This window comes from Dermatophilus sp. B7861-1 (assembly GCF_058996045.1).
In genome coordinates this window covers 2,450,151-2,475,221 of record NZ_CM180082.1, presented here as the reverse complement: position 1 = coordinate 2,475,221, position 25,071 = coordinate 2,450,151, and the positions used below count along the sequence as shown (strand labels likewise).

Sequence of the window (25,071 nt, the reverse complement as noted above, 5' to 3'; positions counted from 1 at the left end):
CGCATTGAGGGGGATGGGCCGTATCAACGGCCCATCCCCCTCAAAATAATTACTCGCTAGCTTATTCCTGGCGCGGATTAGCGCGGGGAGTAGAAGAAGACCTCAGCATTCGGGTCGTGACGCATGATTGCGTTGAGCGGCTGGTTCAGCTTGTCAGCAGAGTGGTAGGTCACCAACAACCCGAAGGCAGTAACACCGGTCACCACAGCGCTGTGGCTAATGCGGTTGTTCTTCGACCACTTGAACTGCACGATGTCGCCAACCTTGGCGTTTGCCGGATCACGGAACATCACAGCCCGATCCGGGTTAGCGCGCATGAAGTCACCCAACTTCGAGGCGTTAATCCAGCTCAAGCTTGTCTTCACCGACTGGGGGCTTGGGTTCTGAGTGCCACCCTTGAAGTACCAGGCCTTATCGCTGTTAAACGCACCCGGAATGTTCGACCATCCACCGGCATTCAAAACCTGCGATACAAAGTTGGTGCAGTCAACGTTGCGCCACGTCGGGTACTGCTTCTTGTTGTGGAAGTACACGTGCTTCCAGGCATACGCGACCGCTTTCTTACGGTCGTAGACACTGCTCGTCTCACCAGGCTTGTCTCCAGGTTTTTCGCCTGGTTTTTCACCTGGCTTTTGGCCATCGTTGCCAGGCTTGCCCGGCTTATTTCCTGGGGTTTTATCTGCCCGACCCGGAATCTTAGCTAGCTTGGCAACAATCTCAGGAGAGTCAGGCTTGCCTTTGAACTTCTTCGCAGTGCCAGCGGGCTTAGAAGGAAGCTGCCCCAGCACATCGGCTGCTGCAGGGCCAGCCATCTGGCGCTGCTCTGGGGTCATGTTGTCAATTTCTTTTGACCCCTCCAGCTGCCATGTGCCGTTCACTCGCTTAAACGTGTAGCAACGCTGACGAGATTCCGATGCGTAATCACCCACACCCTGGTTGGGGTTACGCAGCTTCAAACGCGTGGTGTCTGTGGTGTTCACGGTGGCTGTGTCACCGTTGGTCTTGATTTCATCGACCTTCACGTCCACCGTGCTGCGGTCGAACATCTTGTCGCTGTCAGTGTTCTGCTTCAGCTGACCAATTTCGTTCTTATCTTGGTTGAGGCTCTTCAAAGCCTCCTGCGAGTACCGGTTCGTCGGTAGAGCCTGCTGTGATTTCTGTTCCGCGGTGGCGGTAGCCGTTCGGTTTTCCTGATAATTCTTAATCACAGATACGGCGAGCTCAGCGGTGAGGTTTTCACCCTGATTAGTTGACGCATGCCCGGCTGATGCCGGCAAGGCGGCGAGAAGAAGTGCTCCGGCTGCTGTCGCTGCAATGGTTCGACGCACATGTACTCCTACGAGGATATGTGAGGTGTATGCCCTCCCCGATCGGGTGGCATGAGGGTCCCAGGCGGTCTTCAACATCCCCCCAACTCCCTTTCAAGCCGGAACATTACGCCGCAGCACAGGAAAGCCCAGGGCCCCACATGTGGGTGCTTTTCTCAAGCGTTTCAACCAAACACAAAACCCGGCATCTGAGTTGTTATTGCAGTTGAGAAGCTGTTTGCAGCCTCAAATAAGGTCTTGGCAAACTGCGTATATTCGTAATCCGGTACTGAGATCACCCATATATGTGGGTTACGTGGTACCCACCCGGTGATATGTCACTCAGGTAGCACTCATGAAAAGTGCAGATTTCAGGCGTTACTCATTCACCGAAAACCCGACTACCTGAATCAGTGCAAAGTGCTTTCCATCCCAAGGAAAAAGCACAGCAGTAACAAACCGCCCCTCACACATCCGCCTCTGGCCGAAAACCCAGGTCTCCAGCCAAGCTAACCGCGCAACCGGCTTAAACTAGTTTCTCTGGGAAAAGCTGCAGCACAAGCAGATTCATGCATATACCCATCGCCTTGACTGCTTCCCACCAACCCAACTTTTACGCCTGAGGTGGGGCCACGCCAACCCGGTGGCCCCACCTCAGGCGTACCTCCTTCACACCGCCGGACTCCTTGCCTTACTCAACGCTCACATCACAGAGGAACACCATGAGCTACAAACGACACATCACCCGACGCACCCTCATCGCCGGAGCCGTGACCCTCGGAGCCAGCCTCACCGGAATAAGCACCGCCACAGCCAACCCACCCAAACCCAGCACCCCAACAAGCCCCCCTCCCACCGCACAAATCGGCCCAGAGTGGACACTCATCCCCGCCCTGAGCGATAACTTCGCAAACTCCTCCAGCTCCAGCCGCTGGAAACGCGGCCTGTGGTACCCCACCTCCAAAGCCGGCACCTTCAACGACAACAACGTCACCTTCGCCAACGGCGCCCTACAGCTGAGCGCTAAACGCGAAGGAAACAGCTACTCCTTCGGCGCCGTTGAATCCACCTTCGACCTACCCGGCATATGCACACTCGTTGAATTCCGGGCCCGCGCACTCGACCGCCGCGCCAACGTCCTATCCGCAATCTGGCTCCAATCCTCCAACCACGACCACGTCGACCGCCTCCTCACCGGCGCCGACCCCCATCCCGAAATCGACATCATGGAGACCTTCTCCTTCTCCCAAATGAACATGGCCACCCATACGTGGGCATCCACCGGACACATCGCCCACGGAGGAAAAAACTACGAAACAGGCCTGCCCGACATCAGCGCCGCTTACCACACCTACGGCCTCGAACGCCGCGACGGCAAACTCCGGTTCTACTTCGACCGCAAACTCGCCTGGGAAACCCCAGCCCCCCACCCCTCCATGGCACGCATGTCCCGCCACGCCGTGCTCAGCCTCGAAGGGCACCTTGGCGCCCCCAACCCCCAATTCCTCCCCGCAGCCTTCCACATCGACTACCTGCGCACCTACTACCACACCGCCACCACCCGACCTGACCCAGGAAAATACCGAATCATCAACGCATCCAACGGCAACGGCCTGACCGTCAAAAACGGCGACCTCACCGACGAAGCAGGCGCAAAAGACACCTTCACCATCGAACGGCTAGAAGACTTCACCTACCACATCCGCCACACCGACAGCGCAACTATGCTCACCCTCCACGACGGTCGAGGACAGATCGGTGTGCCCGTAGACGCCAGCACATACGCCCCCACCACCGTCGACTCCGCTGGAAGCCGGCGCCGCTGGCACATCCACTCCACACCCGGGGGGACCTACAGCATCTGCTCCCGATTCAGCGGACTCGCCCTGGCCAACACAAACGGACGCCTCACCCAACAAGAACCAGCCAACGAAAAAAACCAGCACTGGAAACTCGAACGCGCCTGATTACCCCTTATTGCGGCGCCGATCCTGCCTCATCACGATCGGCGCCCCCACAAGCAATCCGACGCGCCCTGTCGGCAACACAACAATGCGTTACGCCCTGCGCGCCCTACCCTGAATACATGAGCGACCTCACCGGCATGACCATCGCCATCAACGCAGGCGATACAAGCGAGGTACTCGACTTCTACACGCGCGTATTCGGACGTGGCCCCGACACCGCCCCCATGGATGACTTCCTCGAATGGCAAATCAGCCCTGGAACCTGGCTACAACTCTCCACCGGCCACGACCGCCCCGGAGCCAACAACGCCCGCGTCCGCCTCGAAGTAGCCGACGTTGAAGCAGCAGCCGAACGCATGCGTACCGCCGAAGTGCCCATCGGTGATGTCGTCACCGTGCCCGACGTCGTCGCATTCGCAAACTTCTCCGACTACTGGGGAAACGCCCTCGGCTTCTACCAACTCCTCACCCCCAGAAGAATCCTCACCCCCGAAGAACGCGCGGAACAAGAACGCGAACACGAACAACGCCTCGCCGCCCGCAACGCCGAAGAAGAAACCCCACCCAACCTCAACACAGACGAACGCCTCCCCAGCGTTCCTGACGATGGTTCAGTCATCGGCAAAACAGGACCCACCCCCGGGCGCCTCGAATAACCACACCAAACCTCAACGTTTCCGCCGCCGCCCGTACTTCTTCAAAAGCGGTCCTTCACCCGGCTCAATCTGCTCAAAAACACCAGATCCGCCCTCACCAGCGATAATCGGATCCGACACAACCGGAACATCCGGATGAGCGCGCCGCGACTCCGCAGGAACATCGTCCTCACGTGGCACACGCCGCCACTGCGAAGGAACTTCAAACGGCTCAGTGATCGGCTGAGTCGGCGGAATAATCGGATGCATCGGAGTCACATCCTCATACCCGATCTCAAAAGCAGGGCCATCATCGCCACCCCCCTCAGCGGAGGGAACGCTCTCACTCGAATCTCGACTTTTCTTACCAGAGCCATCACCCATCGACTGCCTGATAATTTTCCGATACAAATCATCAGGCTGAGGCAACGGATGCACATGATCAAATGCCTGATCCTGCCCCGGCGTCTCAAACCGAAAATCACCAAATCCCAGCAACCTACCTAGCACCGAACGGTTGTACTTAATATCGGTAACCTTGCCCAACGGCATCATGGCCACGCTACGTACCCAAATACCGGTGATAAGTAACAACCGCTGATCAGTGCAGATAAACCACTGTCTCCGCCACTCAAACCACCGCCACGCCCACCGGGTCAACACAGCAAACCACGCCCACCACAGCAGATCACCCGCCGAGGAACTGTTAGTGGCGTTAAACCACACACAGAGCACCAACGACAGCACCACCGTGGCAACAGGCTCAGCAATATTCACCCAGTGCATATTCGTGGCAAGAACCACTTCTTCATCATCGAGAAGAAAAGCCGAAGCATGACGAAGGCCTCGTTCTCGCTGAAGAACTTGCTCCTCAGAGCCCATAACCCAGCCGCGCTATCAGCGACGCATCACACCCTGTAAAAACTCACTCAATGCCCGGAAACCGTTGATGATGATGTCGAAAAGTGCCCGCACAACTTCGGCGGACTGATTCGGTGAAGTAAAGATCGAATACACAATGAAAATGATGAACAGCCACCAAAGGACTTTTTTCCAGTCGATGTGCACAGTCGGTCCTTGACTCTCGAGAGGGGAGGTGGAGAGACACTCAACAGCACCGGCTCAAATACGTAAAAAGCCGGGCCGAAAATCTTTTCGATATATGCAAACACATAGAAACCTGACAAGACGGGGCGACTCGCCTCACGACAAGGCGCCACCGACATATCAGTGAAATGTCTCTCTCTGCGGGTCACGGGGTGTTAAAAACAGCGCAAAGAACGCAAAGAATATGTGGAAAACCGGTCAGCTACCGTGATGAACCACCCCGTAAAGACGATCACCAGCATCACCGAGACCAGGAACGATGTAGCCGTTCTCATCCAACTTCTCATCGATCGCACCCAACACGATCTTGATATCTGCCTCGCCCTCTGCCTGAGCGCCATACTCCTTCAACAGCTCCAATCCCTCAGGAGAGCCGATAAGACAGACACACGTAATGTCTTTGGCGCCACGAGCACGCAGGAAGTCCATCGACATCACCAGTGTGTGTCCCGTCGCCAGCATCGGGTCCACGACAAAAACCTGACGACCCTCAAGGTTTTCAGGCAAACGGTTCGCGTAAGCACTCACATCGAGCGTTTCCTCATCGCGCACCATCCCAAGAAACCCAACCTCAGCTGTCGGCAGAATGCGAACCATGCCTTCAAGCATCCCCAAACCAGCCCGCAAAATCGGGACCAGAACAGGCTTAGGATCTGCCAAACGCACACCGATAGTGCTGGTCACAGGGGTATTGATTTCCATCGGAGCTGTCCGGATATGCCGCGTCGCCTCATAGGCCAGCAGCGTCACCAGCTCCTCAGCGAGGCGACGGAACGTAGGGGAATCAGTGCGTCGATCCCTCAAGTAAGTGAGCTTGTGCTTGATGAGCGGATGGTCGGCCACGTGTACCTGCATGGTCGAAACTGTACGGGGAGTCGACGGTCGGGTGTGAGCTCGGCACGAGAGAGGAAGCCATGAAACCCGAAGAAACCCCACAACCCGTAGGGGAAGAACCCACCGGTTTCACAGCCGCACTTGCTGACCGCGCCGCCATGCACACAGCCCTAGAACTTGCCCGCAAAGCTGCTGCACACGGCGATATTCCGGTCGGCGCTCTCGTCCTGGATCAAAACCAAAAAATCCTCGGACACGGCAGAAACACAAGAGAACTTGAGAAAACTCCGACGGGGCACGCCGAAATCGTTGCGCTCACCGCAGCGGCAAAAACAATCAACTCCGGCCGCCTAGACGGATGCACACTCGTGGTCACCCTCGAACCATGCGTCATGTGTGCGGGAGCAGCAATGTCAGCCAGAATCGCCCGCATCGTCTTCGGAGCATGGGACGACAAGGCCGGCGCCTGCGGCTCTGTATGGGACCTACCCCGAGACCCACGCGCACTACACCGCATCGAAACCATCGGTGGCCTTTACGCCCACGAATGCGCCCGCCTCCTCACCACCTTCTTCGAAGCGCGACGATGATCCACCTCACCCAACACTGGAGGAACCTGAACGCAACGGATTTCGCCGAACGGGGCTCTCTCGTTTAACGTAGTTCGCGGTGGCGTGTCCGAGCGGCCGAAGGAGCGCGCCTCGAAAGCGCGTGAGGGGGCAACTCCTCCGTGGGTTCAAATCCCACCGCCACCGCCATAAAAAAGGTGAGCCGGTTCCCACAGGAACCGGCTCACCTTTTTGTTCCCCTACAAACATCCCCCCGCCCCCCAACTAGCTGCCAAACAACCACGTCGTAGCCTGGAAGTAACAGCCACCACCTCCACACCTCAATGAACGGCGGCATGAATGAACAACCAGTCTGAGCAAGCACAGACAACAAGCCCCAACACCCAACCCTGGGCACAAGGACGCCGCACAGTCCACGACGTTCCCGCCCACCTCGTACCCGCTCTAGTCGTTGCAGACATGGACGGCTCACTCCTAGACAGCAACGGCAACATCCCCGACACCTTCTGGGACGTCCTCACCCGTATGCGCGAACGCGGCATCGCTTTCGCCCCCGCCTCCGGACGACAACTCGCGACTCTCCGCAAACTTTTCGCCCCCGCCGGCGACAACCTCTACACCATCGCCGAAAACGGCGCCTACGTCGTCCACGGCGATGAAGAAATCTCCTCAGTCACCCTTGACCACAACACCGTCACCACCGCCATCAACATCGTGCGAAACACCCACGAAAAAGGCCACCGCCTCGGCGCCGTCGTCTGCGGAAAACGCTCCGCCTACGTCGAATGGAACCACCAACCATTCCTCGACCAATGCCGCGTCTACTACGCCGCCCTCGAACTCGTCGAAGACCTCCACACCATCGACGACGACATCCTCAAAGTAGCCATCTTCGACTTCGGCCCAGCCGAAGAGATCGCCCACCACTTCAACCCCCTACGCCACACACACCAAGTCGTCATCTCTGGCCCCAACTGGATCGACGTCATGTCCCACGGAGTACACAAAGGACTCGCAGTCCAAGAACTCCAAAAAACACTCGGAATTGACCGAAAACACACACTCGTATTCGGCGACTACTTCAACGACGCCCACATGCTCGACACCGCCGAGCTCTCCTTCGCCATGGCCAACGGCCACCCAGAAATCATCCAACGCGCCAACTACATCGCACCCCCCAACACCGAACACGGCACCATCACCGTCCTAGAAACCCTCCTCAACCGCTAAAACCACCACAACTCACACCGGATCAACCGGATCAACCCTCCCCACACCACCACGCCGCGGACACGCCGAAGCCCAATGCCCCACCTGCAAACACCGACCACACCGCGGCCCCCGCTCCACCGGCAACGCAGGCAACGGCTTACGCACCGGCCGAGCAAACGAACCCGACCCCGGCACAGGCGCCACCGGAGCAGGCGGCGGAATCAAATCATCAAAATACGTCGGCACCCCCACCGACACCGCCAACGCCCTCAAATGACGCACATGCCCCGACCTCAACACCTCCACATTCGCAAACGCCGCCTGCCTCACCAACTCCAAAAACCGCTCCAACGTCCCCCGAATCGCCTCCGCCGAAAACCCCGAACGCACCGCCGAACGATTCAACAACCGCACCTCATCTGCAACAACACGCCCCCGCGACAACAACGTCACCAACGCATCCGTATACGCCGCAGCCCGCGCATCATGTAGCTCAACAACCCCCACCGACATCGAACGCAACACCTGCGTCAACCAGCCATCCACCACCGGTGCAGGCGGCAACGCCGACCGCGGCCTACCCACACCCGCCACCGCCTCCCGCGAAACCTCAGGCAACACCGGCACCGGAAACACCACCCGCCCCATCTGCCCCGGCAACAACACACTCGCCACCTCACACACCGCAGCGGCCTCCGCCACAGCAGACCCATCCGGCCGATGCCGCGTACCCAACCGCGCCGCCACTGTCCCCAACCGATGATTCGGCGTATCCACCATCAACTGAGACAACCGCCCCAACGACACCGCAGGCACACTCGGCGCCAACAACCCCGCCCGCAAAAACTCCGCCCGCAACACCTCCTCCACAAACTCCGCGTTATGCGCCACCACCACCGCCCCACCCAACATCGCCACCAAAGCCCCCGCCACATCCACAAAACCCGGCGCACCCGCCACCTCCCGGGCCCCCAACCCATGCAACGACGAACCACCCACCTCCACCCCTGGATCCACCACACTCGACCACGCAGACACCTGCCCACCTGGCCCCCCAAAACGCACCACCGCCACCTCCACAACGCGATCCTCATGCGAATTCAACCCCGTCGTCGCCACCGCAACCGCTGCGAAAGGCCCACCCAACACAAACCCTCCACTGGCCACTCCCACCGCCCGCACCCCATATCCAAAAAACGCAGTACCACCCGAAGAACGCCCCCCACCCCCCAACGCCACCGGACGCTCAACCCGAACACTGCCACCCACCCCACGCGAACGGCCACCCACACCCAAAAACACCCCCACCAACACCACAGCAGCCACCAACACCACCAACACCACCAAACACACCCCCAAACAACTCCACAACAAACACTCACCTATCGATCGACCAGCCACACCACCGACTGAGACCCACCACCACCGCAAAAACCAACCCAACCCCACCCAACACGGCATCCTGGAACACGCACGCCAAAAGAAAGGCTAAACACGTGGGAACCACACCCGACTACACCGACCGCGCAGCAGGAACCCTCTCAGGAACCCATCTGGGACTCGTCCTAGGCGCCATCACCCACGGCCTCACCCGCACCCAAGCCACCACCACACTCAACGACGCCTTCCCCGACTTCACCACTGCCCACCCCACCACCATCGACATCGAAAACCTCGCGACCGCCTACGCAACCCACTCACCTCCCCCCACCCCCGCCTCCCACCCACTCCCAACCTGGATACCCATTGCCCTAGCCACAGGACTCACCCACCCCTGCGACCCCATCGCAACCCTGGCAAACCACGTCGGCAACCACCTCCCACCCGAACACCGCGGACGCCTCACCTACGCAGCAGCAGCAGCCACCGCCACCCTCATCTCCGCAGCCCTCGAAGGAGTCCCCTGGACACAAGCCTTCGCCCTCAGCCTCTCCGCCGCCGACACCATCGAAAACGCCACCCCCACGCCCACACCCCACCACCAAGCAGGCCCCAGCATCAGCGCCCGACTCACCTGGGCACACGCACTAGCCACCAAAGCCCCAGAAGCCCCCGCAGACATCATCACCCTCCTCATCGGCACCTCCAACGCACCCCAAGAAACCCTCCCCGCGGCATGCGCAATCATTGGCATGCTCACCCACAACGACACCCCACCCAACCCAGTCCAAGCCGTCCGCGCCACAGCCCAACTTGGCGGCGACAGCACCCACACCACCACTCTCGTCGGAGCCATCACCGGCGCCCTCAACGGACAAAACGCCATCCCCACCCACCTGCACCACCCCAACCCCAACCTCAACACCCTCAACCACATCACCACCACCCGCACCCACCACCCCTGACGCATACGAACCTCCACCCTAAAAAACCACCACTACCTACGATTAACCACACCCCAAAAAACAGGGCGACACCGTAAATACACCGCCTGTATCGCCGGCACCACCCCGAGGACAGGACACACCATGACCAACCCCAACACCCCCATCAATGGACACATCCTCCACACCACCAACACCCCCACCCCCCACCCCACACCCGACCTACTCATCATCGACCTTGGTCGCCGAGGCCTGCGCGCCCACCGCACCGGCACTAACCCCACCGCTGCCCTCAACATCCCCGACCTAGCCCACACCACCCTCGACACCGACACCCTCATTACTACCTGTCAACCCCTCCTCGCCACCGGCTCCACCCCACCCCAGCACGTCATCGCCGCCATCGACCCCACCACCCACCCGCTAGACCTGGGACACCTTCACACCCGCCTCACCCATGAAACCAACGCCCCCACCCTCGTCGTCGACTCTCTGCTCACCACTCTCTTCGGCGCACTCGAAAACGTCCACGCAGGTGTCATTGTCGACCTCGGCGCCACCGCAGCCGGACTAGCAACCAACCTCAAAGACACCTGGCAACGACTCGACGGATGGGGCAACCTCCTCGGCGGACGAGGCTCCGCCGCATGGATCGGCAAAGAAGGACTCTGCGCAGCCTTACGCGCCCGCGACGGCGTACCCAATGGCTCTGAGACACTCCTGGACCTGGCGCGCAACGCCTTCGGCACCGAAAACGCATGGCCACAACTATTCAGCACCCCAAGAACACACGACCTCCTCGCTGACTTCGCTCCCCTCGTAGCGCGTGCCTGCGTCGACGGCGACCCAATCGCACAATTCATCATCCGCGCAGCCGGAGAACATATCGCCGACACCCTCACCGCTGGAACATCCCTCGTCCCCGACAGTGCAATAACCGTCACCGGTGAACTGCTCATGATCGAAGCAGTAAAAATAGCCATCGCATCAGCTCTCGGAAAAAGACGCCTCTTCCTCGTCCCCGCCCTGCACGACTCCCGCTACGGAGCAGAAAAACTCGGTGAATGGCTCTGCGAAGGAAACCAACTCCCCCACAAACCACCGTTCGTGCATCGGGGTGACCACCGCGCACTGTCAGCCACATGAGCTCCACAGGCGCCCGCACGCACAAAAAAAGGAGAGGCACCCAAACGAGCACCTCTCCTATGGCGGAGGATAGGGGATTTGAACCCCTGAGGGTGGTTAACCCAACACGATTTCCAATCGTGCGCACTAGGCCGCTATGCGAATCCTCCAACGACAACGTTACCCGACAAAGGCGGCCCAACCGAAATCCTTAGCTCAACAGCTGTTCACCGCCTGCTCGCACCCCTGCTCCCATAACCCCAAAACCTTCACAAACCCAGCAAAAACAGCATTGTTGGCATCCCCAGGGGCAGCTGCGCTAGCCTTAAGGCAGACCCCTCGTGTGGTGGTACCTCACTGAACTCCCCCAGGGCAGGAATGCAGCAAGGGTAGGTGTGCTCTTCCAGGTGCGCGAGGGGTCCCTTCATGCCCTGGACACACACCACACGTGTGAATCCCCTCCACATATCAAGAACCAAAAACCCGATACGCGCCGGTCAAAGCCCCCAACAAAAACAACGTACCCACCCCAACGGTGCGGGCAAGAAAACCATCCGGCCACGGGCAGCTAACCTCAGGTACGTGACACAAGCCCTGTACCGCCGCTACCGACCCGAAACGTTCTCAGACGTCATCGGACAGGAGCACGTGACCGAACCGCTCATGAACGCGTTGAAGTCCGGCAGGGTCGGGCACGCCTACCTGTTCAGCGGTCCACGCGGCTGCGGTAAAACTACGAGCGCTCGCATCCTCGCCCGATGCCTCAACTGTGAAAAAGGCCCCACCCCTATTCCATGCGGCGAATGTTCCTCTTGTAAAGCTTTGGCCCGCGGCGGAGCAGGAAACGTAGACGTCATCGAAATTGATGCTGCAAGTCACGGTGGCGTTGATGATGCCCGAGAACTACGAGAAAAAGCGTCCTATGGGCCAGCAAACTCCCGTTACCGCGTTTACATCATTGACGAAGCGCACATGGTTACCCCCCAGGGATTCAACGCACTACTGAAGATCGTTGAAGAACCACCCGAACACGTGAAGTTCATTTTCGCCACCACCGAACCGGAGAAAGTGATCGGGACTATCCGATCCAGGACACATCACTACCCATTCCGTTTGGTCCCGCCCATGGCCCTGCAGACATACCTGGAACAGGTATGCACCCAGGAACAGATCGAAGTGGAGCAAGGAGTGCTCTCCTTCGTAGTTCGTGCAGGAGGTGGCTCAGTACGTGACTCCATGTCAGTTCTCGATCAGTTAATGGCTGGATCAGGCGGTCGAATCACTTACGCAGGTGCCGCCGCACTACTGGGATTCACCGAAGGAGAGTTGCTCGACGCCACTGTTGATGCGATTGCGGCTCAAGACGGTGGAGCAGTTTTCAGGCAGATCGACAGGGTGATCGAGACCGGACAAGATCCTCGTCGATTCGTTGAGGACCTCTTAGAACGCTTCCGCGATTTGATCGTTATTGCGGCGCTCAATTCCACAGAGTCTGCTTCGCAAGAGACCCTCTCAGCTGTGTTGCGCGGTATGCCGGTGGACCAGATTGCCCGTCTACGGGAGCAGGCAACCGCATTCGGCACAGGTGAGTTGTCTTATGCAGCAGATGTCGTTAACGAGGGTTTGAGTGCTATGACCGGGGCTACGGCACCTCGGCTGCAGCTGGAGTTGCTGTGTGCACGGCTATTGTTGCCTCGCTCAGCTGGTGAGGATGGTGTTATTGCTCGTGTGGGGCGCCTAGAGCGTCGGCTTGAGCTCGGGGGCGCACCTGCTTCAGCTAGGAGCGAAACATCCAGTGCTACAGCTCGTCCCTCAGGTGGTTCTGACGATGCCCAAGATGTGGGCGCTTTGCGTTCACATGCACAAGAAATCAACACTCCTCATAGTGCTGATGGGCCTGCTTCAGCTGCTGTTGGTGATGTAGTGCCCACACGACCAGAGCCAAAGATGTCAGTCCGTCAGCGAGGCGCTGGTCAAACAGGGAAGGCGAGCTTGCCCCAACAGGCGGCGCCGACCAGCAAAAACGAGGAGTCACCACAGCAAGGTGCGCTCGCAGGGGTGGATACGGATGCGATTCGTCGGGCATGGCCAGATGTGTTGGCCGTTATTTTTGGGATGAGACGAGCGACATGGACCTTTTTGTCGCAGCACTCACAGGTGCTTGATTTTGATGGTCAGCGTTTGCTTCTTGGTATTAATTCGCGGGGGCTTGCTCGTACGTTCGTGCAGGGCAGCCATGCTGAGGTGGTGCGTCAGGCGCTTATCGAGGCCCGGGGAGTGGATGTCAGGGTTGAGGGCGTTGCCATGGAAGACCGTGGTGAGGTGACTGCGGCAGGATCAGTGCGTTCTCGTGGTGTAGGCAGGGCTAGACGAACTGCACAGGCAGCGAACAAGCGCGCGCCGGTTAATGCGCGCGGTGGCGGCGCACAAGAGACGGTCAGCAGAGACGCGGCAACTGTTGCTGCAGCTCGTGCTGTGGATGCGCGGCCAGATGTCTCGGTGATAGGAGATTCGCGCCTTGAGGTGCGATCGAGTGCTGCGGTAGAAGCGGCGCAGCCATCGAAGTACCCGGATGATTTGCCACCAGAACCGGTGGAATATGACGAAGGTCCGGGAGATCCTTTTGCTTCAGGTGCGCATGAATGGGGTTCTGCAGCTCCTGTTTCTTCACAGCGACGGGATGAGCGTTTCCAGTTTCGCTCTGCAGAGTGCAAACCGCAGGTAGATGAGACTGTTCATCAGGTTGAATCGGTGGAGCCTAATGAGCAGACAGAGCCTCATGAGACGTCTGTGATAGGGCCAACGTCCGTTGTGGAAGAGGTTGCAGAAGAGACGGTGCCTGTTCCATCGGGTGCGGGGTCGTTGTCGGCAAGTACATCTGCACCTGCTGTGTCTGGAGATGGGGCGACGCGACCACACTCAGGGCACGAGGCTTTTCGTGCGGCGATGGCAGCTAGAAAGGCGAAAACAGCTGGGACAGGAGTGGGTTCTTTTGGCGCTTCCGAGGTTTCTTTAGAGGATGAAGATTCGTTTGAATCTGGTGCCAGTGCTGATGATGAAGATATTTCGGATTTGTCTCAGGTGGGGCAGCCTGTAATTGCCGAAATACTTGGTGGTGTGGTTATTGCCGAGCTGGATGAATGAGTTTTGTAGCGGTTTGCCTCCACGGCTGTTTGGTGAATTGCAAGTGAGAGTATGCGCTGTTAGTGAAGTTTTTAATGGAGGGGGGAAGTTAGGTGTGGTATGAGCTGGGGCGTAAGACGGTTGGCCCTGTGGGCCGTGCACTTTTGCGGCCGACTGTGCTGGGTAAGGAGAATATTCCTTTGCGCGGTCCGGTGATTTTGGCGAGCAATCATTTGTCTTTTTTAGATAGTTTCATTATTCCGATGACAACGCCTCGTGAGATCGCTTTTTTAGCTAAGAAAGAGTATTACACGGGGTCGGGGATTTCCGGTTTTGTTAGCCGGACTTTCTTTACCAGTATTGGTGCGATCCCAGTTGATCGGGATGATCCGCGTGCAGCTCAGAAGTCCTTGGAACTGCAGTTAGAGGTACTGGCGCGCGGTGGTGCAGTGGGTATTTATCCAGAAGGGACGCGTTCGCGGGATGGGCGTTTGTATCGGGGGCGTACAGGGGTTGCTGAGCTGGTGATGAAGTCGGGGGCAGTGGTGGTGCCGACCGCTTTGCAAGGAACGGAGAATTTACAGCCGGTGGGATCGCGGTTTATACATCCTGCGAAGGTGTGTGTGCAGTACGGAAAGCCGATGAATTTTGCGGATAGGTTCGTTGGCGTGCCTAAGGGGGTGGTGCGTAGAAGTATTACGGACGAGATTATGGGGGCGATTCAGGCGATGAGTGGTCAGGAGTTGGCGGGTGCGTATAACGAGAGACCTGGGGTGGCATCTGCCGGATGAGAGCTCTCGGAGTTAGGGGGTGTCGGGGGCTAGGCTGATGGTGTGTATGAAGGCGCGGTTCAGGATCTAATTGACGAGCTGGGGCGGTTGCCCGGGGTCGGCCCGAAGAGTGCTCAGCGGATCGCGTTTTTCCTGCTTAGCGCTGATGAGGCGGATGTGCAGCGGTTGGCTGAGGCGATGCTGCATGTGAAGGAGACTGTTCGGTTCTGTGAGGTATGCGGCAATGTCGCGCAGGAGCAGAAGTGCCGGATTTGTGGGGATCCGCGGCGTGATGCCTCGAAGATTTGTGTGGTGGAGGAACCTAAAGACGTGATTGCGATTGAGCGCACGCGTGAGTTCCGGGGGCTGTATCACGTCTTGGGTGGGGCGATTAATCCAATGGAGGGCATTGGCCCGGGGGACTTGTCTGTAGCGCAGTTGTTTTCGCGTCTTGCTGATGGGGTTGTGCAGGAGGTGATCATCGCGACTGATCCGAATTTGGAGGGTGAGGCTACGGCTACGTATTTGGCTCGGTCGATGGGGTCGATGGGTGTTTCAGTGTCACGTTTGGCTTCTGGCTTGCCAGTCGGGGGCGATCTTGAGTACGCGGACGAGATCACGCTCGGCCGCGCCTTCGAAGGGAGGCGGATGATTCATGTCTGAGTCGGTGCAAGGTGCTGGTAGTTCTGGTGGGCAGGTGCCTGATGATTTGGTGGTTCTTGCTGAGGAGACGGCGTTGGAGGCGCGCACATTCTTGGCGGCTGCTCGTGGTGTGGCTGGTGGTGCTTCGCCGGAAACGGCGATTCCGTTGCTGTTACTTGCGGTGTCGCAGGTTTTGGTGACGGGTGCGCGGTTGGGCGCGATTATGGATGTTGTGCCGTTTGAGCGCTTTGAGCCTGATTTGGGTAGTCAGGAGGATGTTGATGACATCCGGGATGGGCTGGCGGCGTTGTTGCGGGGAATTGATGAGTATGTGGATGTGGTGGATCCACTGCTGCGTGGGGACGTAGTGAGTGGAAGTTTGAGTGGCGATATCGCCGACGTGGCCTCGGGTTTGATGCATGGGTTGCGCCATCACGCTGAAGGGGCGGTATCGGAGGCGTTGTGGTGGTGGCAGTTCAGTTATTTGGCGACGTGGGGGTCGCGGGCGGCGAGTGCGTTGCGAGTGTTGCAGTCGTTGTTGGCGCATATTCGGTTGGATGCCGATGAAGACGCGATTGCGCAGGCGCAGTTTGAGGCTTTGCATGCTGATGAACAGCAGGGTTGAGTCTAGTTCGGCCCGGTTCCGCGGTGGCGGTGCCGGGCTTTTTGCTGCCGGGGGTCAGGTGTTGGTGGGGGCGTGGTGGATGGTGTGTTCGCCGTATGCGGCTGGGCCGGGGATTTTGAGTCGTCGGGTGGTGTAGGCAGTGGCGGTGGCGCCTATGAGAGTCCAGATTGCCAGAGAGATGGGCCAGTGTGGTGTGAGTTTTTCTGCTTGTTGTGTGGTGGTGCGGTGTTGTTCAGTGATGGTTGCGCGGATTTTTTCAGTGGGGGTGGGATGTGTGTTTTGTGTGTGTTCGGTGGGGCGGCTGGGCAGGGGGCATTCGTCGATGGTGGGTGGGGTGGGTGGGGTGGCGCGAGTGGTGCGGATTGCGGTGCGTAGGGCGGTGAGGGGCTCGAAGGCGAGGGTGCGGGGGATGTGGGGGGCGGCGTCGGCGAGGGTGATGAAGGGTTGGGGGAGTAGGAGCCACCAGATGTGGTCGGGGCGGTTGCGGTGTCGGGTGGTGTTGGTGACTGTGCAGGTGATGAATTGTTCGGGGTGGTGTCCGTTGGTGGTGTGCAGGGGGGTGCTGGTTGCGACGTGGGCGTTGGTGGCTTCGTTGGTCAGGGGTAGGAGTGCGGAGAAGAGGAGTACGGGGGTGAGTATGAGTGCGCCGGTGATGGTGATGGCGGTGAAAGAGGCGAGGGCGCGGTGGGCGATGAGGGTGGCCGTTGCTGAGCCGAGGCAGGTGAGGGTCCATCCGGTGATGGCGAGGGTGAGCAGGGTTCCGGTGAGGTCGAGTGGGTTGGCGTTGCCTAGGAGGGTGCCGATAGCTAGGGCGGGGGTAGCGATGAGGAGTAGGAGTGTGTATTGGGTGGTGGTGGCGAGGGTGGTGCCCCAGGAGATGGTGCGAGGGGTGAATCCGGTGAGGCGGAACATGTCGAGTAGGCCGGTGGCGCGGGTACGGGCCAGGGGGGTGACGCCGAGGATGGGGGCGAGGATGAGGGTGGTGATGAGGGTGGTCGTTGCGGTGATGCTGTGTAGGAGGGTGGGGGCGTTGGTGCCGGTGGTGGCGAGTGCGAGCAGGAGGAATCCGTAGATGAGTGCGGTCCAGGTGGCGGTGATGGTCCAGGTGAGGCGGGTTCGGGCGGTGGTGCGTAGTTCGAGTGCGGCGATGTGTGTGATGGCGGTGAGGGTGTGTCGCCGGGCTGGGGTGTTTAGGGGTGGGGGGATGGGGGTGCGGGGTAGGGCGTCGGTGAGGCGGGCGATGCCGGTGTGAGGGGTTCGGTTGTCGCTGCGGGTGGTGGCGGGTTTGGGAGTGTGTTGGGTTTTGCGTTGGGTTTTTTCTGCTTTGCGGCGGTCGGTGGTCCAGCGCCATTCGCGGGTGCGTTTGGTGCGTTTGGGTAGGCGTAGTTTCACGGGGTGGCCTCGTGGCCGTGGATGGTGGGGGTTTCGTTGAGTGGGGTGTGGGTGGTGTTGCTGGGGCCGAATCCGTAGACGGGTACGCCTGATCGGGTGAGGGCGTTGAGTAGGGCGGTGGCTTCGCGTTCGTGGGTCATGGCGACGTCGACGGCGGCGCGGTGGGTGAGGCGGCCATCGGGGGTGGGCACGTCTTCGTAGTCGACTCCGTTGGCGTTGAGGGTGGTGCGGAGGATGTCGCCGTCGAGGCTGACGATGCGCCAGCGGTGACCGTTGGTGGTGTGGAGTTCGTGTGATCCGGTGATGCGGCCGTGGTCGATGGTGACGCAGCGGTGTGCGACTTCGTCGAGGAGCCAGGAGTCGGGGGCGGTGGCAAGGATTGCTGTTCCGCGGTGGGCTTCGGCGCGTAGGTGGTCGGCGATGTGTGCGCGGTCGTCGCTGTCGAGTCCGGTGAGTGGTTCGTCTAGGAGGAGGACGGCGGGGTTGTGGATGGTGGCGCAGGCAAGCATGAGGAGGGTTTGGGTTGCCAGGGGCAGGGTGCTGGCGTGTGTGTCTGCGACGTGGGTGAGGTTCATTCGTTCGATGAGTTCGTTGGTGCGTAGGCGTCCGGTGCGTTCGGGTAGGCGGTGTCCGATGGTGAAGGTGCGTAGGAGTTCGCGGGGGGTGACTGGGCCGAGGTTGGTGCGGGTGGCTGGGAGCCAGCCGGTGTGTGCGCGGGCTTGTTGGGGGTGTGTGGTGGGGTCGATGCCGGCGATGCGGATGGTGCCGGAGGTGGGGCGTAGGATTCCTGCGGCTACGCGCATGAGGGTTGTTTTTCCGGATCCGGCTGGTCCGGTTAATGCTGTGATGGTGCCGGGGAGAACGCCTAGGCGGGTGTGGTCGAGGATGGTGCGTTTTCGGTGGGTGAGCACGATGTTGGTGAGTTGCAGGCCGGGTTCGTCGGTGTTTCCGCTGGTGTGGGTGCGGGGTTCTTTCTCGGCGACGTTGTTCATGCGACCTTCTGAGGCGTGAGGGTCTCCCCTGACCGGGTTTGTGGTTCATGTGTTTATCGGCGGGGTGTTGTTGTGTGTGAGGGTTTTTGGTGGGTTTTTTGGATGGGGGTGGGTGGGGTTGGTTGGATGGTCAGGCGGTGGTGTGAATTGTGTGGAGCTTTAGACTTGGCGCGAATTGTCGCGTTGTCTGCGTTGGAGAGGCGTGTAGTCCATGAGTTTGGTGGTGCAGAAGTACGGCGGTTCGTCGGTGGCGGATGCTGAGAGTGTTAAGCGTGTTGCGCGGCGGATTGTGGAGACTAAGCGCGCAGGCAACGATGTGTGTGTTGTCGTCTCGGCGATGGGGGACACGACGGATGATTTGATGGATCTTGCGCAGGAGGTGACTCCGCTTCCTCCGGCGCGTGAGCTGGATATGTTGCTGACTGCGGGTGAGCGCATTTCGATGGCTGTGTTGGCGATGGCTATTGAGGCGTTGGGGCATTCGGCGCAGTCGTTTACGGGATCGCAGGCTGGTGTGATCACGGATGAGGTGCATGGTCGGGCGAGCATTATTGATGTGACCCCTGGCCGGATTCAGTCGGCGTTGGCTGAGGGCCATATCGCGATTGTGGCTGGTTTCCAGGGAGTTTCGCAGACGACGAAGAACATCACGACGTTGGGTCGGGGTGGTTCGGATACGACGGCGGTGGCTTTGGCTGCGGCGTTGGGTGCGGATGTGTGCGAGATCTATTCGGATGTTGATGGTGTTTTCACGGCTGATCCGCGGATTGTGCCGAAGGCGCGTCGTCTCGAGCGTGTCTCCACAGAGGAGATGATGGAGATGGCGGCTTCTGGCGCGAAGATTCTCATGTTGCGTTGTGTGGAGTACGCGCGTCGTTTCAATGTTCCGATTCACGTTCGCTCGTCGTTCTCGCATAAGACGGGCACCATCATCACTGACGAGCCTCGAGGAGGAGACGCTGTGGAGGAGCCGTTGATTACGGGGGTGGCGCATGATCGTGGCCAGGCAAAGGTCACGATTACTGCGGTGCCGGATATTCCTGGGAAGGCTGCGAGTATTTTCCAGGTGGTTTCGGAGGCGCAGGGCAACATCGACATGATTGTGCAGAATGTGTCTACGTCGAAGGCTGGTACGACGGATATTTCGTTCACGTTGCCGATGGCTGATGGTGACCGGACTGTTCAGGCTTTGGATCAAGTGCGTGAGCAGATCGGCTTTGAGAACATTTTTTACGACGACCAGATTGGTAAGTTGTCGCTGGTGGGTGAGGGTATGCGTTCTCACCCGGGTGTTTCTGCAACCTTGTTTGCTGCGTTGGCTTCGGCTGGGATCAACATTGAGATGATTTCGACCTCGGAGATCCGTGTTTCGGTGGTGACACGGGATGATCAGTTGGATGAGGCTGTGCGTGCTGTGCATTCAGCGTTTGGTCTCGATGATGAGCAGGTTCAGGCGGTCGTGTACGGCGGTACTGGTCGCTGATTTGGTAGTAGCTGTGTGAGGCAGCGGTGTCGCGATAGTTCGTGGCGCCGCTGCTTCGTTGTGTGGTGGCGGGCTATAGGTACATGGATCCGCCAAGGATCGCGGTGCGATGGGGTGGTAGGTGGAAGGCTTCAGCGCGGCTGCCTGCGTTGCGGTTGAGAAAGATGAACAGGCCGCGGCGGATGCGGGTGAGTTTGTTGTAGTTGTGGTTGGGGTGAATGTGCAGTACGGAGAGGAAGTAGCGGGCTTCGTCGGCGTCGTAGGTGAAGTGGGGGTCTTTGCCTGCGCTCCAGGCGAGGTTGTGGGGCACATCGCGGGAGTCGTTGAAGCCTAGGCGGATGCGTATGGTCACGATGCCATCGTCTTCGGTGCCGATGTCGGTCACGGTGACCCGGTCGTTGTGGCGTACGTGAGGGATGTTGGTGGTTTCGACGGTGACGATGGCGATGTTTTCGTGAAGGACGTGGTTGAAGCGGAGGTTTTCTTTGAGGGCTAGGGGAACGGTTTCGAGGTTGTGGTGTAGGTAGATCGCTTGTCCTGGGACGCGGGGGATGCCTTTGTCGGAGATTTTTTCCAGCCAGGTCAGGAGATTGGTTTCGAGGCTGGCTCTGCGCTTGTTGGCCAGGTGGGCGCCGCGCATCCAGGTGGTCATGATGATGAGGATGATGGTGGCGATGACGATGGGTAGCCAGCCGCCGTGGATGACTTTGGTGAGGTTGGCGGCGAAGTAGAGCAGTTCCAGGCTGCCGATGAGTGTCGTGATGGGGGCGATGACCCAGGCGGGCCAGTTCCAGCAGCGGTGGGCGAGCATGGTGAATAGGACGGTGGTGAGGATAAGGGTTCCGGTGACGGCTAGGCCGTAGGCGTTGGCGAGGGCTGCGGAGCTGCGGAAGCTGAGGATGAGGATGGCTACGCCGATGGCCAGGGTGGTGTTGATGATGGGTACGTAGATTTGTCCGCCTTCTTCTCGGGAGGTGTGGCGGATGGCGAAGTGGGGTAGGAGGCCGAGGTTGAGGGCTTGTTGTGATACGGAGAAGGCTCCGGAGATGACGGCTTGGGATGCGATGACGGTGGCTGCGGTGGCGAGGATGACTACGGGGATGAGCAGTGGGGTGGGGACAAGGTGGAAGAAGGGGGAGTCGATGGCGGCGGGGTTAGTGAGGATGAGGGCGCATTGGCCAAGGTAGTTGAGTAGGAGGCAGGGAAAGACGATGAAGAACCAGGCTTTGCGGATTGGGGGTGCGCCGAAGTGGCCCATGTCGGCGTAGAGGGCTTCGGCGCCGGTGATGGTGAGGACTGCTGCGCCGAGGGCGATGAAGGCGACGGCGGGGCGGTCGAGGGCGAAGTGGATTGCCCAGGTGGGGGAGAGGCCTTGTAGGACGGCTGGGTGGGTGAAGATGTGGGGGATTCCGAGGGCGGCGATGGTGAGGAACCAGAGCATCATGACTGGTCCGAAGGCTTTGCCGACGGCGTGGGTGCCTTTGTGCTGTAAGGCGAAGAGGATGGTGAGGATGATCAGGGACAGGGGCACTACGAGGGTTTCGGCGGTGGGGTCGATGACGGCGAGTCCTTCGACGGCGCTCATGACGGAGATGGCGGGTGTGATGAGGGAGTCGCCGTAGAAGAGTGCGGCGCCGAGGATGCCTAGCAGGGTGGCGGTGTAGATGTGTCGGGGGTTGCGGTAGATCCTGCGTAGGAGCGCGGTGAGGGTGAGGATGCCGCCTTCGCCGTTGTTGTCGGCGCGCATGACTAGTGCGATGTATTTGATGGACACCACGATGGTGATGGACCACACTACGAGGGAAAGCACTCCGTAAACGTCTTCGGTGGTGGCTGCGACAGCGTTGTGGTCTGTGGAGAAGACTGTTTGGAGGGCATAGAGGGGGCTGGTGCCGATGTCGCCGAAGACGACGCCGAGAGCGCTCAGGAGAACGGTTACGCCGTGTTTGTGAGGCGTGGTGTCCTCGTTCTCTGTGGTGTTCACTGCTGCATGGTGTCACTGAGTGCGATTAGTTGCTGCTCATGTTGGGTGTGCTTGTGTGCAACGGTGCGGTGGCTGGGGGAGCGAGTCTGCGCAGAAGGTGTTTTTATCTGCGGCACGATTAGCAATTGTGTTTACTCACACTGTTATTCCTGTTGTTGAGCGGGTTGCTCCGGTTGTCGCTTTCCTTGTGACGGTCACTGTCTTGGCTGATGTGGCTCAGCGTGTGGGTGTTTTTGATGTTGCTGCTCGCTGGATTGCGGGGTGGGGGCAGGGTCGTACGTTTCTTTTGTGGTGGTTGTTTTCTGTTTTTGCTGTCGTTACTACTGTTTTTCTTTCTCTTGATACGACGGCTGTGTTGTTGACGCCGGTGGCGCTTGCGCTGGCTAGGCAGGTGGGTGTGCCGGTGCGGCCGTTTGTGGTGACGACGTTATGGGTTGCCAATACGGGGTCGTTGTTGTTACCGGTGTCGAATTTGACGAATCTTATGGCGGTGGATCGTTTTGCCCGGTGGGGGTTGGGGCATGGGGATTATGTGGCGTTGGCGTTATGGCCCGGGTGTGTGGCGATTGTGGTGACGTTGGTGTGTGTGGTTGTGATGTATCCGGCGCTGGTGTCGGGCAGGTATGGGGTGGTGCCTGCTGGTGAGGGGTGTGATCGGGTTTTGTTGCTGGTGGGGTTTGTGGTGTGTGGGGCAGTGGGGCCTGCGTTTGCGGTGGGGGTGGAGCCGTGGTTGGTCTCGTCGGTGGGCGTTGTGGTGTTGGTGGGTGCGGTGTTGGTGCGGGATGCGGGGTTGTTGCGTGGGGTGGGGGTGCCGTGGGGGATGGCGTTGGGGTTTGTGGTGTTGTCGGTGCTGGTTGGTTGGGTTGAGGGTGTGGGTGGTTTGGGTTGGTTGGGTGGGGTGTTGGGGTCTGCAGAGGGTGTGGGTGGGTTGTTGCGGGTGGCTGGTGTGACGGCGTTGTTGGCGAATGTGGTGAACAATTTGCCTGCGTATTTGGCGGTGGAGGGGGTGGTTCCGGGTGATGCGGTGGGGTTGATGGCGGTATTGGTGGGGGCGAATGTGGGGCCGTTGGTGACGCCATGGGGGTCGTTGGCGACGTTGTTGTGGCTGCAGCGGTGTTCGGCTGCGGGAGTGAAGTGGAATGTGTGGCGGTTGGGGGGTGCTGGGGTGGTGTGTGCGGGGTGCGCGGTTGTTGCGGCGACGGTGGTGTTGGGTGTGGTGGGGTGAGGGGGTTATTTGGGTTGGTTGGGTGTGGTGGTGCAGGCGGCCCAGAGGCCGCGTTGTGCTTTTTGGGCTTCTTTTTGGGCTGCGGTGTAGGCGGGTTGGTAGCGGTATGGGGGTTTGGTGGTGGTGGCGTGGACGTATCCGTCGTTGATGAGGTTTTGGGCGACGTTGGTTCCGTCTGAGGTGAATATGTGGCGTAATAGGTGGCCTTGGGGGTCGCGGTTGCTGTAGGTGGGGTCTGCCTCGAGGCGTACGGCGGTGGCTTCGATGAATCGGCGTATGCGGTTGGTGGCTTCTTGGGTGTAGCAGCTAGTGCCTGGGGGAGTGCTGATTCCGATGAGACGGATGTGTTCGGTGGTGCCGTCGAGGTCAACTTTGATGATGTTGCCGTCGGTGATGCCGGTGACGTGGGCGAGGTGGTCGGTGCTGGATGCGGCTGAGGCGATGGGGTTGATTTTGCAGGCGCTGAGGAAGGCGAGGCTTAGGAGCGCGGTGGTAGTGCAGAGGAGATGTGTGTTGTTCGCCTTCACTCTTTAACTCCATCACATCGCGTGTGCGGGGTAACCGGTGTGGTTCGGGTGTGGGATGGGTTGGGCATCAGGATGCTGAAAGGGCCCCTCACCTAGGTGAGGGGCCCTTTCAGAGTTGGTCGGGGTGACAGGATTTGAACCTGCGACCTCTTCGTCCCGAACGAAGCGCGCTACCAAGCTGCGCCACACCCCGAGGATGCTGTGGACTTAGTCCCAGCGACTCCCAACGTTAACGCACGTGGGTGCTTTTCTCCCAATCGGTCTGCTTTGGCAGCAGATGACGCTGTTCAGTGCTCTCGTGGGGTAAGAGTCAACAGTGATGCTTCGGGACGTGCCGCGATACGGATTGGAACGAACGGGGAGGTACCCAATCCGCCGGAGACATGAAGCCAGGCTGCTTCGGCTGGTGCGTGGGAAGAATCGATTCCGTTCGCTCCCTCCCACCAACGCGACAATCCTTTAACCCGGCGCGTATCCAAGTCACAGTTAGTGACGATGGCGCCGTAGCCCGGAATTGCTAACTGCCCGCCGTGGGTGTGGCCAGCGAACATCAGGTCCACTCCTTCGGCGGTCATCGCCTCGAGCACACGTGTGTAAGGGGCGTGAAGTAGACCTAGTTTTAGATCTGGGGTCGGATGTTCTGGTGCGGCCGGAATCTGGTGGAACATGTCGTACTTCAGGTGGGGGTCATCGACACCGACCAGCGCGATTTCTACGCCTTTGACGGTGAGGTGGCCGCGAGCGTTCGATAGGTCACGCCATCCCATCTCACCTAGCCCAAGAACAAGTGCCTCCGTAGGTAGACGTTTCGAACTTGGTGTTGGCTCAGACTTCAGCAGATATTTCATTGGATTGCGCGCAGCAGGGGCGAAATAGTCGTTCGACCCCAACACGAACGCACCAGGCAGGCGCAGTAATGGCTCTAGCAAATCCAGCACCACAGGGACTGAGTCAGGGTGAGAGATGTGATCACCGGTGTCAATGACCAGATCAGGTTCCAGGTCAACGAGACCGGCGATCCATTCCTGCTTGCGCAGCTGCCAAGGCATCATGTGGATGTCAGACAGATGGAGAACTCGGATCTGTGGTGCCCCGGGTGGAAGAACAGGCACCGTGAAACGACGGAGCGTGAAATTGTTGCGTTCTACAAAAGCTCCGTAGGCGGCAGTTCCAACGGCTGCGGCCGCCAAAGCAGCGGCTCCTCGCATGAGTGTGTTCATCGTTAACC

The 25,071-nt window shown here is 59.4% G+C and carries 22 protein-coding genes, 3 tRNA genes and 1 other RNA gene; 14 read left to right on the top strand and 12 right to left on the bottom strand.

Annotated elements, in window-relative coordinates:
- Positions 1-77: 77 nt before the first annotated feature.
- A complete protein-coding gene (locus AC2T9U_RS10930) occupies positions 78-1,328 on the bottom strand; it encodes an amidase domain-containing protein (RefSeq protein WP_493696108.1) in 1,251 nt (416 codons plus the stop codon).
- Between the two features lie 701 nt (positions 1,329-2,029).
- Between AC2T9U_RS10930 and AC2T9U_RS10925 the strand changes: the two genes are divergently transcribed.
- Entirely contained in the window at positions 2,030-3,274 is a 1,245-nt protein-coding gene (locus AC2T9U_RS10925) for a family 16 glycosylhydrolase (protein ID WP_493696107.1), read from the top strand.
- A 119-nt stretch (positions 3,275-3,393) separates the two neighbouring features.
- Positions 3,394-3,930, top strand: a complete 537-nt coding sequence (locus tag AC2T9U_RS10920) for a VOC family protein (RefSeq protein WP_115032205.1) — start codon at positions 3,394-3,396, stop codon at positions 3,928-3,930.
- Positions 3,931-3,942: 12 nt separating this feature from the next.
- Here AC2T9U_RS10920 and AC2T9U_RS10915 read toward each other — a convergent pair whose 3' ends face one another.
- The 3 genes from AC2T9U_RS10915 to upp form a co-directional block, all read right to left on the bottom strand.
- Positions 3,943-4,791: a PH domain-containing protein gene (locus tag AC2T9U_RS10915; protein ID WP_493696106.1), complete on the bottom strand. Its 849-nt coding sequence runs from the start codon at positions 4,789-4,791 to the stop codon at positions 3,943-3,945.
- A 15-nt stretch (positions 4,792-4,806) separates the two neighbouring features.
- On the bottom strand, positions 4,807-4,977 hold the full coding sequence (locus AC2T9U_RS10910; RefSeq protein ID WP_169714598.1) for a hypothetical protein: 171 nt from the start codon (positions 4,975-4,977) through the stop codon (positions 4,807-4,809).
- 237 nt (positions 4,978-5,214) lie between these two features.
- Positions 5,215-5,871: a uracil phosphoribosyltransferase gene (gene upp, locus AC2T9U_RS10905; protein WP_115032209.1), complete on the bottom strand. Its 657-nt coding sequence runs from the start codon at positions 5,869-5,871 to the stop codon at positions 5,215-5,217.
- A 59-nt stretch (positions 5,872-5,930) separates the two neighbouring features.
- Between upp and AC2T9U_RS10900 the strand changes: the two genes are divergently transcribed.
- From AC2T9U_RS10900 to AC2T9U_RS10890, 3 genes are all read left to right on the top strand, one after another.
- Entirely contained in the window at positions 5,931-6,440 is a 510-nt protein-coding gene (locus AC2T9U_RS10900) for a nucleoside deaminase (RefSeq protein ID WP_493696105.1), read from the top strand.
- Positions 6,441-6,518: 78 nt separating this feature from the next.
- Positions 6,519-6,608, top strand: a tRNA-Ser gene (locus AC2T9U_RS10895).
- Positions 6,609-6,758: 150 nt separating this feature from the next.
- Positions 6,759-7,649 carry an HAD family hydrolase gene (locus tag AC2T9U_RS10890; protein WP_208304275.1) on the top strand — a complete coding sequence of 297 codons (891 nt, stop codon included), beginning with the start codon at positions 6,759-6,761 and terminating at the stop codon, positions 7,647-7,649.
- A 12-nt stretch (positions 7,650-7,661) separates the two neighbouring features.
- On the opposite strand, the gene AC2T9U_RS10885 is transcribed toward AC2T9U_RS10890, so the two are convergent.
- Positions 7,662-9,032, bottom strand: a complete 1,371-nt coding sequence (locus AC2T9U_RS10885; protein WP_493696104.1) for a 3'-5' exonuclease — start codon at positions 9,030-9,032, stop codon at positions 7,662-7,664.
- Between the two features lie 95 nt (positions 9,033-9,127).
- Between AC2T9U_RS10885 and AC2T9U_RS10880 the strand changes: the two genes are divergently transcribed.
- Both AC2T9U_RS10880 and AC2T9U_RS10875 read left to right on the top strand, forming a co-directional pair.
- On the top strand, positions 9,128-9,976 hold the full coding sequence (locus AC2T9U_RS10880) for an ADP-ribosylglycohydrolase family protein (protein WP_493696103.1): 849 nt from the start codon (positions 9,128-9,130) through the stop codon (positions 9,974-9,976).
- A 123-nt stretch (positions 9,977-10,099) separates the two neighbouring features.
- Entirely contained in the window at positions 10,100-11,101 is a 1,002-nt protein-coding gene (locus AC2T9U_RS10875) for a BadF/BadG/BcrA/BcrD ATPase family protein (protein ID WP_493696102.1), read from the top strand.
- Positions 11,102-11,161: 60 nt separating this feature from the next.
- Here the strand turns inward: AC2T9U_RS10875 and AC2T9U_RS10870 are convergent.
- Positions 11,162-11,250: transfer RNA gene (locus AC2T9U_RS10870), tRNA-Ser, on the bottom strand.
- A 160-nt stretch (positions 11,251-11,410) separates the two neighbouring features.
- Here AC2T9U_RS10870 and ffs point away from each other — a divergent pair.
- The 5 genes from ffs to AC2T9U_RS10845 all read left to right on the top strand — a co-directional run bounded on the left by ffs (position 11,411) and on the right by AC2T9U_RS10845 (position 16,240).
- An RNA gene (gene ffs / locus AC2T9U_RS10865) (signal recognition particle sRNA small type) lies at positions 11,411-11,507 on the top strand.
- Positions 11,508-11,662: 155 nt separating this feature from the next.
- Positions 11,663-14,224 (top strand): DNA polymerase III subunit gamma and tau, encoded by a 2,562-nt coding sequence (locus AC2T9U_RS10860; RefSeq protein ID WP_493696101.1) that lies wholly within the window; start codon positions 11,663-11,665, stop codon positions 14,222-14,224.
- 128 nt (positions 14,225-14,352) lie between these two features.
- On the top strand, positions 14,353-14,994 hold the full coding sequence (locus tag AC2T9U_RS10855) for a lysophospholipid acyltransferase family protein (RefSeq protein ID WP_493696100.1): 642 nt from the start codon (positions 14,353-14,355) through the stop codon (positions 14,992-14,994).
- A 42-nt stretch (positions 14,995-15,036) separates the two neighbouring features.
- On the top strand, positions 15,037-15,636 hold the full coding sequence (recR, locus tag AC2T9U_RS10850; RefSeq protein WP_115032223.1) for a recombination mediator RecR: 600 nt from the start codon (positions 15,037-15,039) through the stop codon (positions 15,634-15,636).
- Complete coding sequence (locus AC2T9U_RS10845) at positions 15,629-16,240, top strand: DUF5063 domain-containing protein (protein WP_493696099.1); 612 nt, start codon at positions 15,629-15,631, stop codon at positions 16,238-16,240. The genes recR and AC2T9U_RS10845 overlap by 8 nt, the downstream gene beginning before the upstream one ends.
- A 54-nt stretch (positions 16,241-16,294) precedes the next feature.
- On the opposite strand, the gene AC2T9U_RS10840 is transcribed toward AC2T9U_RS10845, so the two are convergent.
- Positions 16,295-17,632, bottom strand: a complete 1,338-nt coding sequence (locus tag AC2T9U_RS10840) for a hypothetical protein (RefSeq protein WP_493696098.1) — start codon at positions 17,630-17,632, stop codon at positions 16,295-16,297.
- Positions 17,629-18,624 carry an ATP-binding cassette domain-containing protein gene (locus AC2T9U_RS10835; RefSeq protein WP_208304276.1) on the bottom strand — a complete coding sequence of 332 codons (996 nt, stop codon included), beginning with the start codon at positions 18,622-18,624 and terminating at the stop codon, positions 17,629-17,631. Before AC2T9U_RS10835 ends, AC2T9U_RS10840 begins: the two co-directional genes overlap by 4 nt.
- A 211-nt stretch (positions 18,625-18,835) precedes the next feature.
- Here AC2T9U_RS10835 and AC2T9U_RS10830 point away from each other — a divergent pair, with 211 nt between their 5' ends.
- On the top strand, positions 18,836-20,107 hold the full coding sequence (locus tag AC2T9U_RS10830) for an aspartate kinase (RefSeq protein WP_115032231.1): 1,272 nt from the start codon (positions 18,836-18,838) through the stop codon (positions 20,105-20,107).
- 73 nt (positions 20,108-20,180) lie between these two features.
- Here the strand turns inward: AC2T9U_RS10830 and AC2T9U_RS10825 are convergent, their stop codons facing one another.
- Complete coding sequence (locus AC2T9U_RS10825; RefSeq protein ID WP_493696097.1) at positions 20,181-22,091, bottom strand: potassium transporter Kup; 1,911 nt, start codon at positions 22,089-22,091, stop codon at positions 20,181-20,183.
- A gap of 127 nt (positions 22,092-22,218) precedes the next feature.
- Here AC2T9U_RS10825 and AC2T9U_RS10820 point away from each other — a divergent pair, with 127 nt between their 5' ends.
- Positions 22,219-23,316 (top strand): ArsB/NhaD family transporter, encoded by a 1,098-nt coding sequence (locus tag AC2T9U_RS10820; protein ID WP_493696096.1) that lies wholly within the window; start codon positions 22,219-22,221, stop codon positions 23,314-23,316.
- A gap of 5 nt (positions 23,317-23,321) precedes the next feature.
- Here AC2T9U_RS10820 and AC2T9U_RS10815 read toward each other — a convergent pair whose 3' ends face one another.
- The 3 genes from AC2T9U_RS10815 to AC2T9U_RS10805 form a co-directional block, all read right to left on the bottom strand.
- Entirely contained in the window at positions 23,322-23,843 is a 522-nt protein-coding gene (locus tag AC2T9U_RS10815) for a thermonuclease family protein (protein ID WP_115032236.1), read from the bottom strand.
- A 116-nt stretch (positions 23,844-23,959) separates the two neighbouring features.
- Positions 23,960-24,036: transfer RNA gene (locus AC2T9U_RS10810), tRNA-Pro, on the bottom strand.
- Positions 24,037-24,130: 94 nt separating this feature from the next.
- On the bottom strand, positions 24,131-25,063 hold the full coding sequence (locus AC2T9U_RS10805; protein WP_115032238.1) for a metallophosphoesterase: 933 nt from the start codon (positions 25,061-25,063) through the stop codon (positions 24,131-24,133).
- Positions 25,064-25,071: the final 8 nt, after the last annotated feature.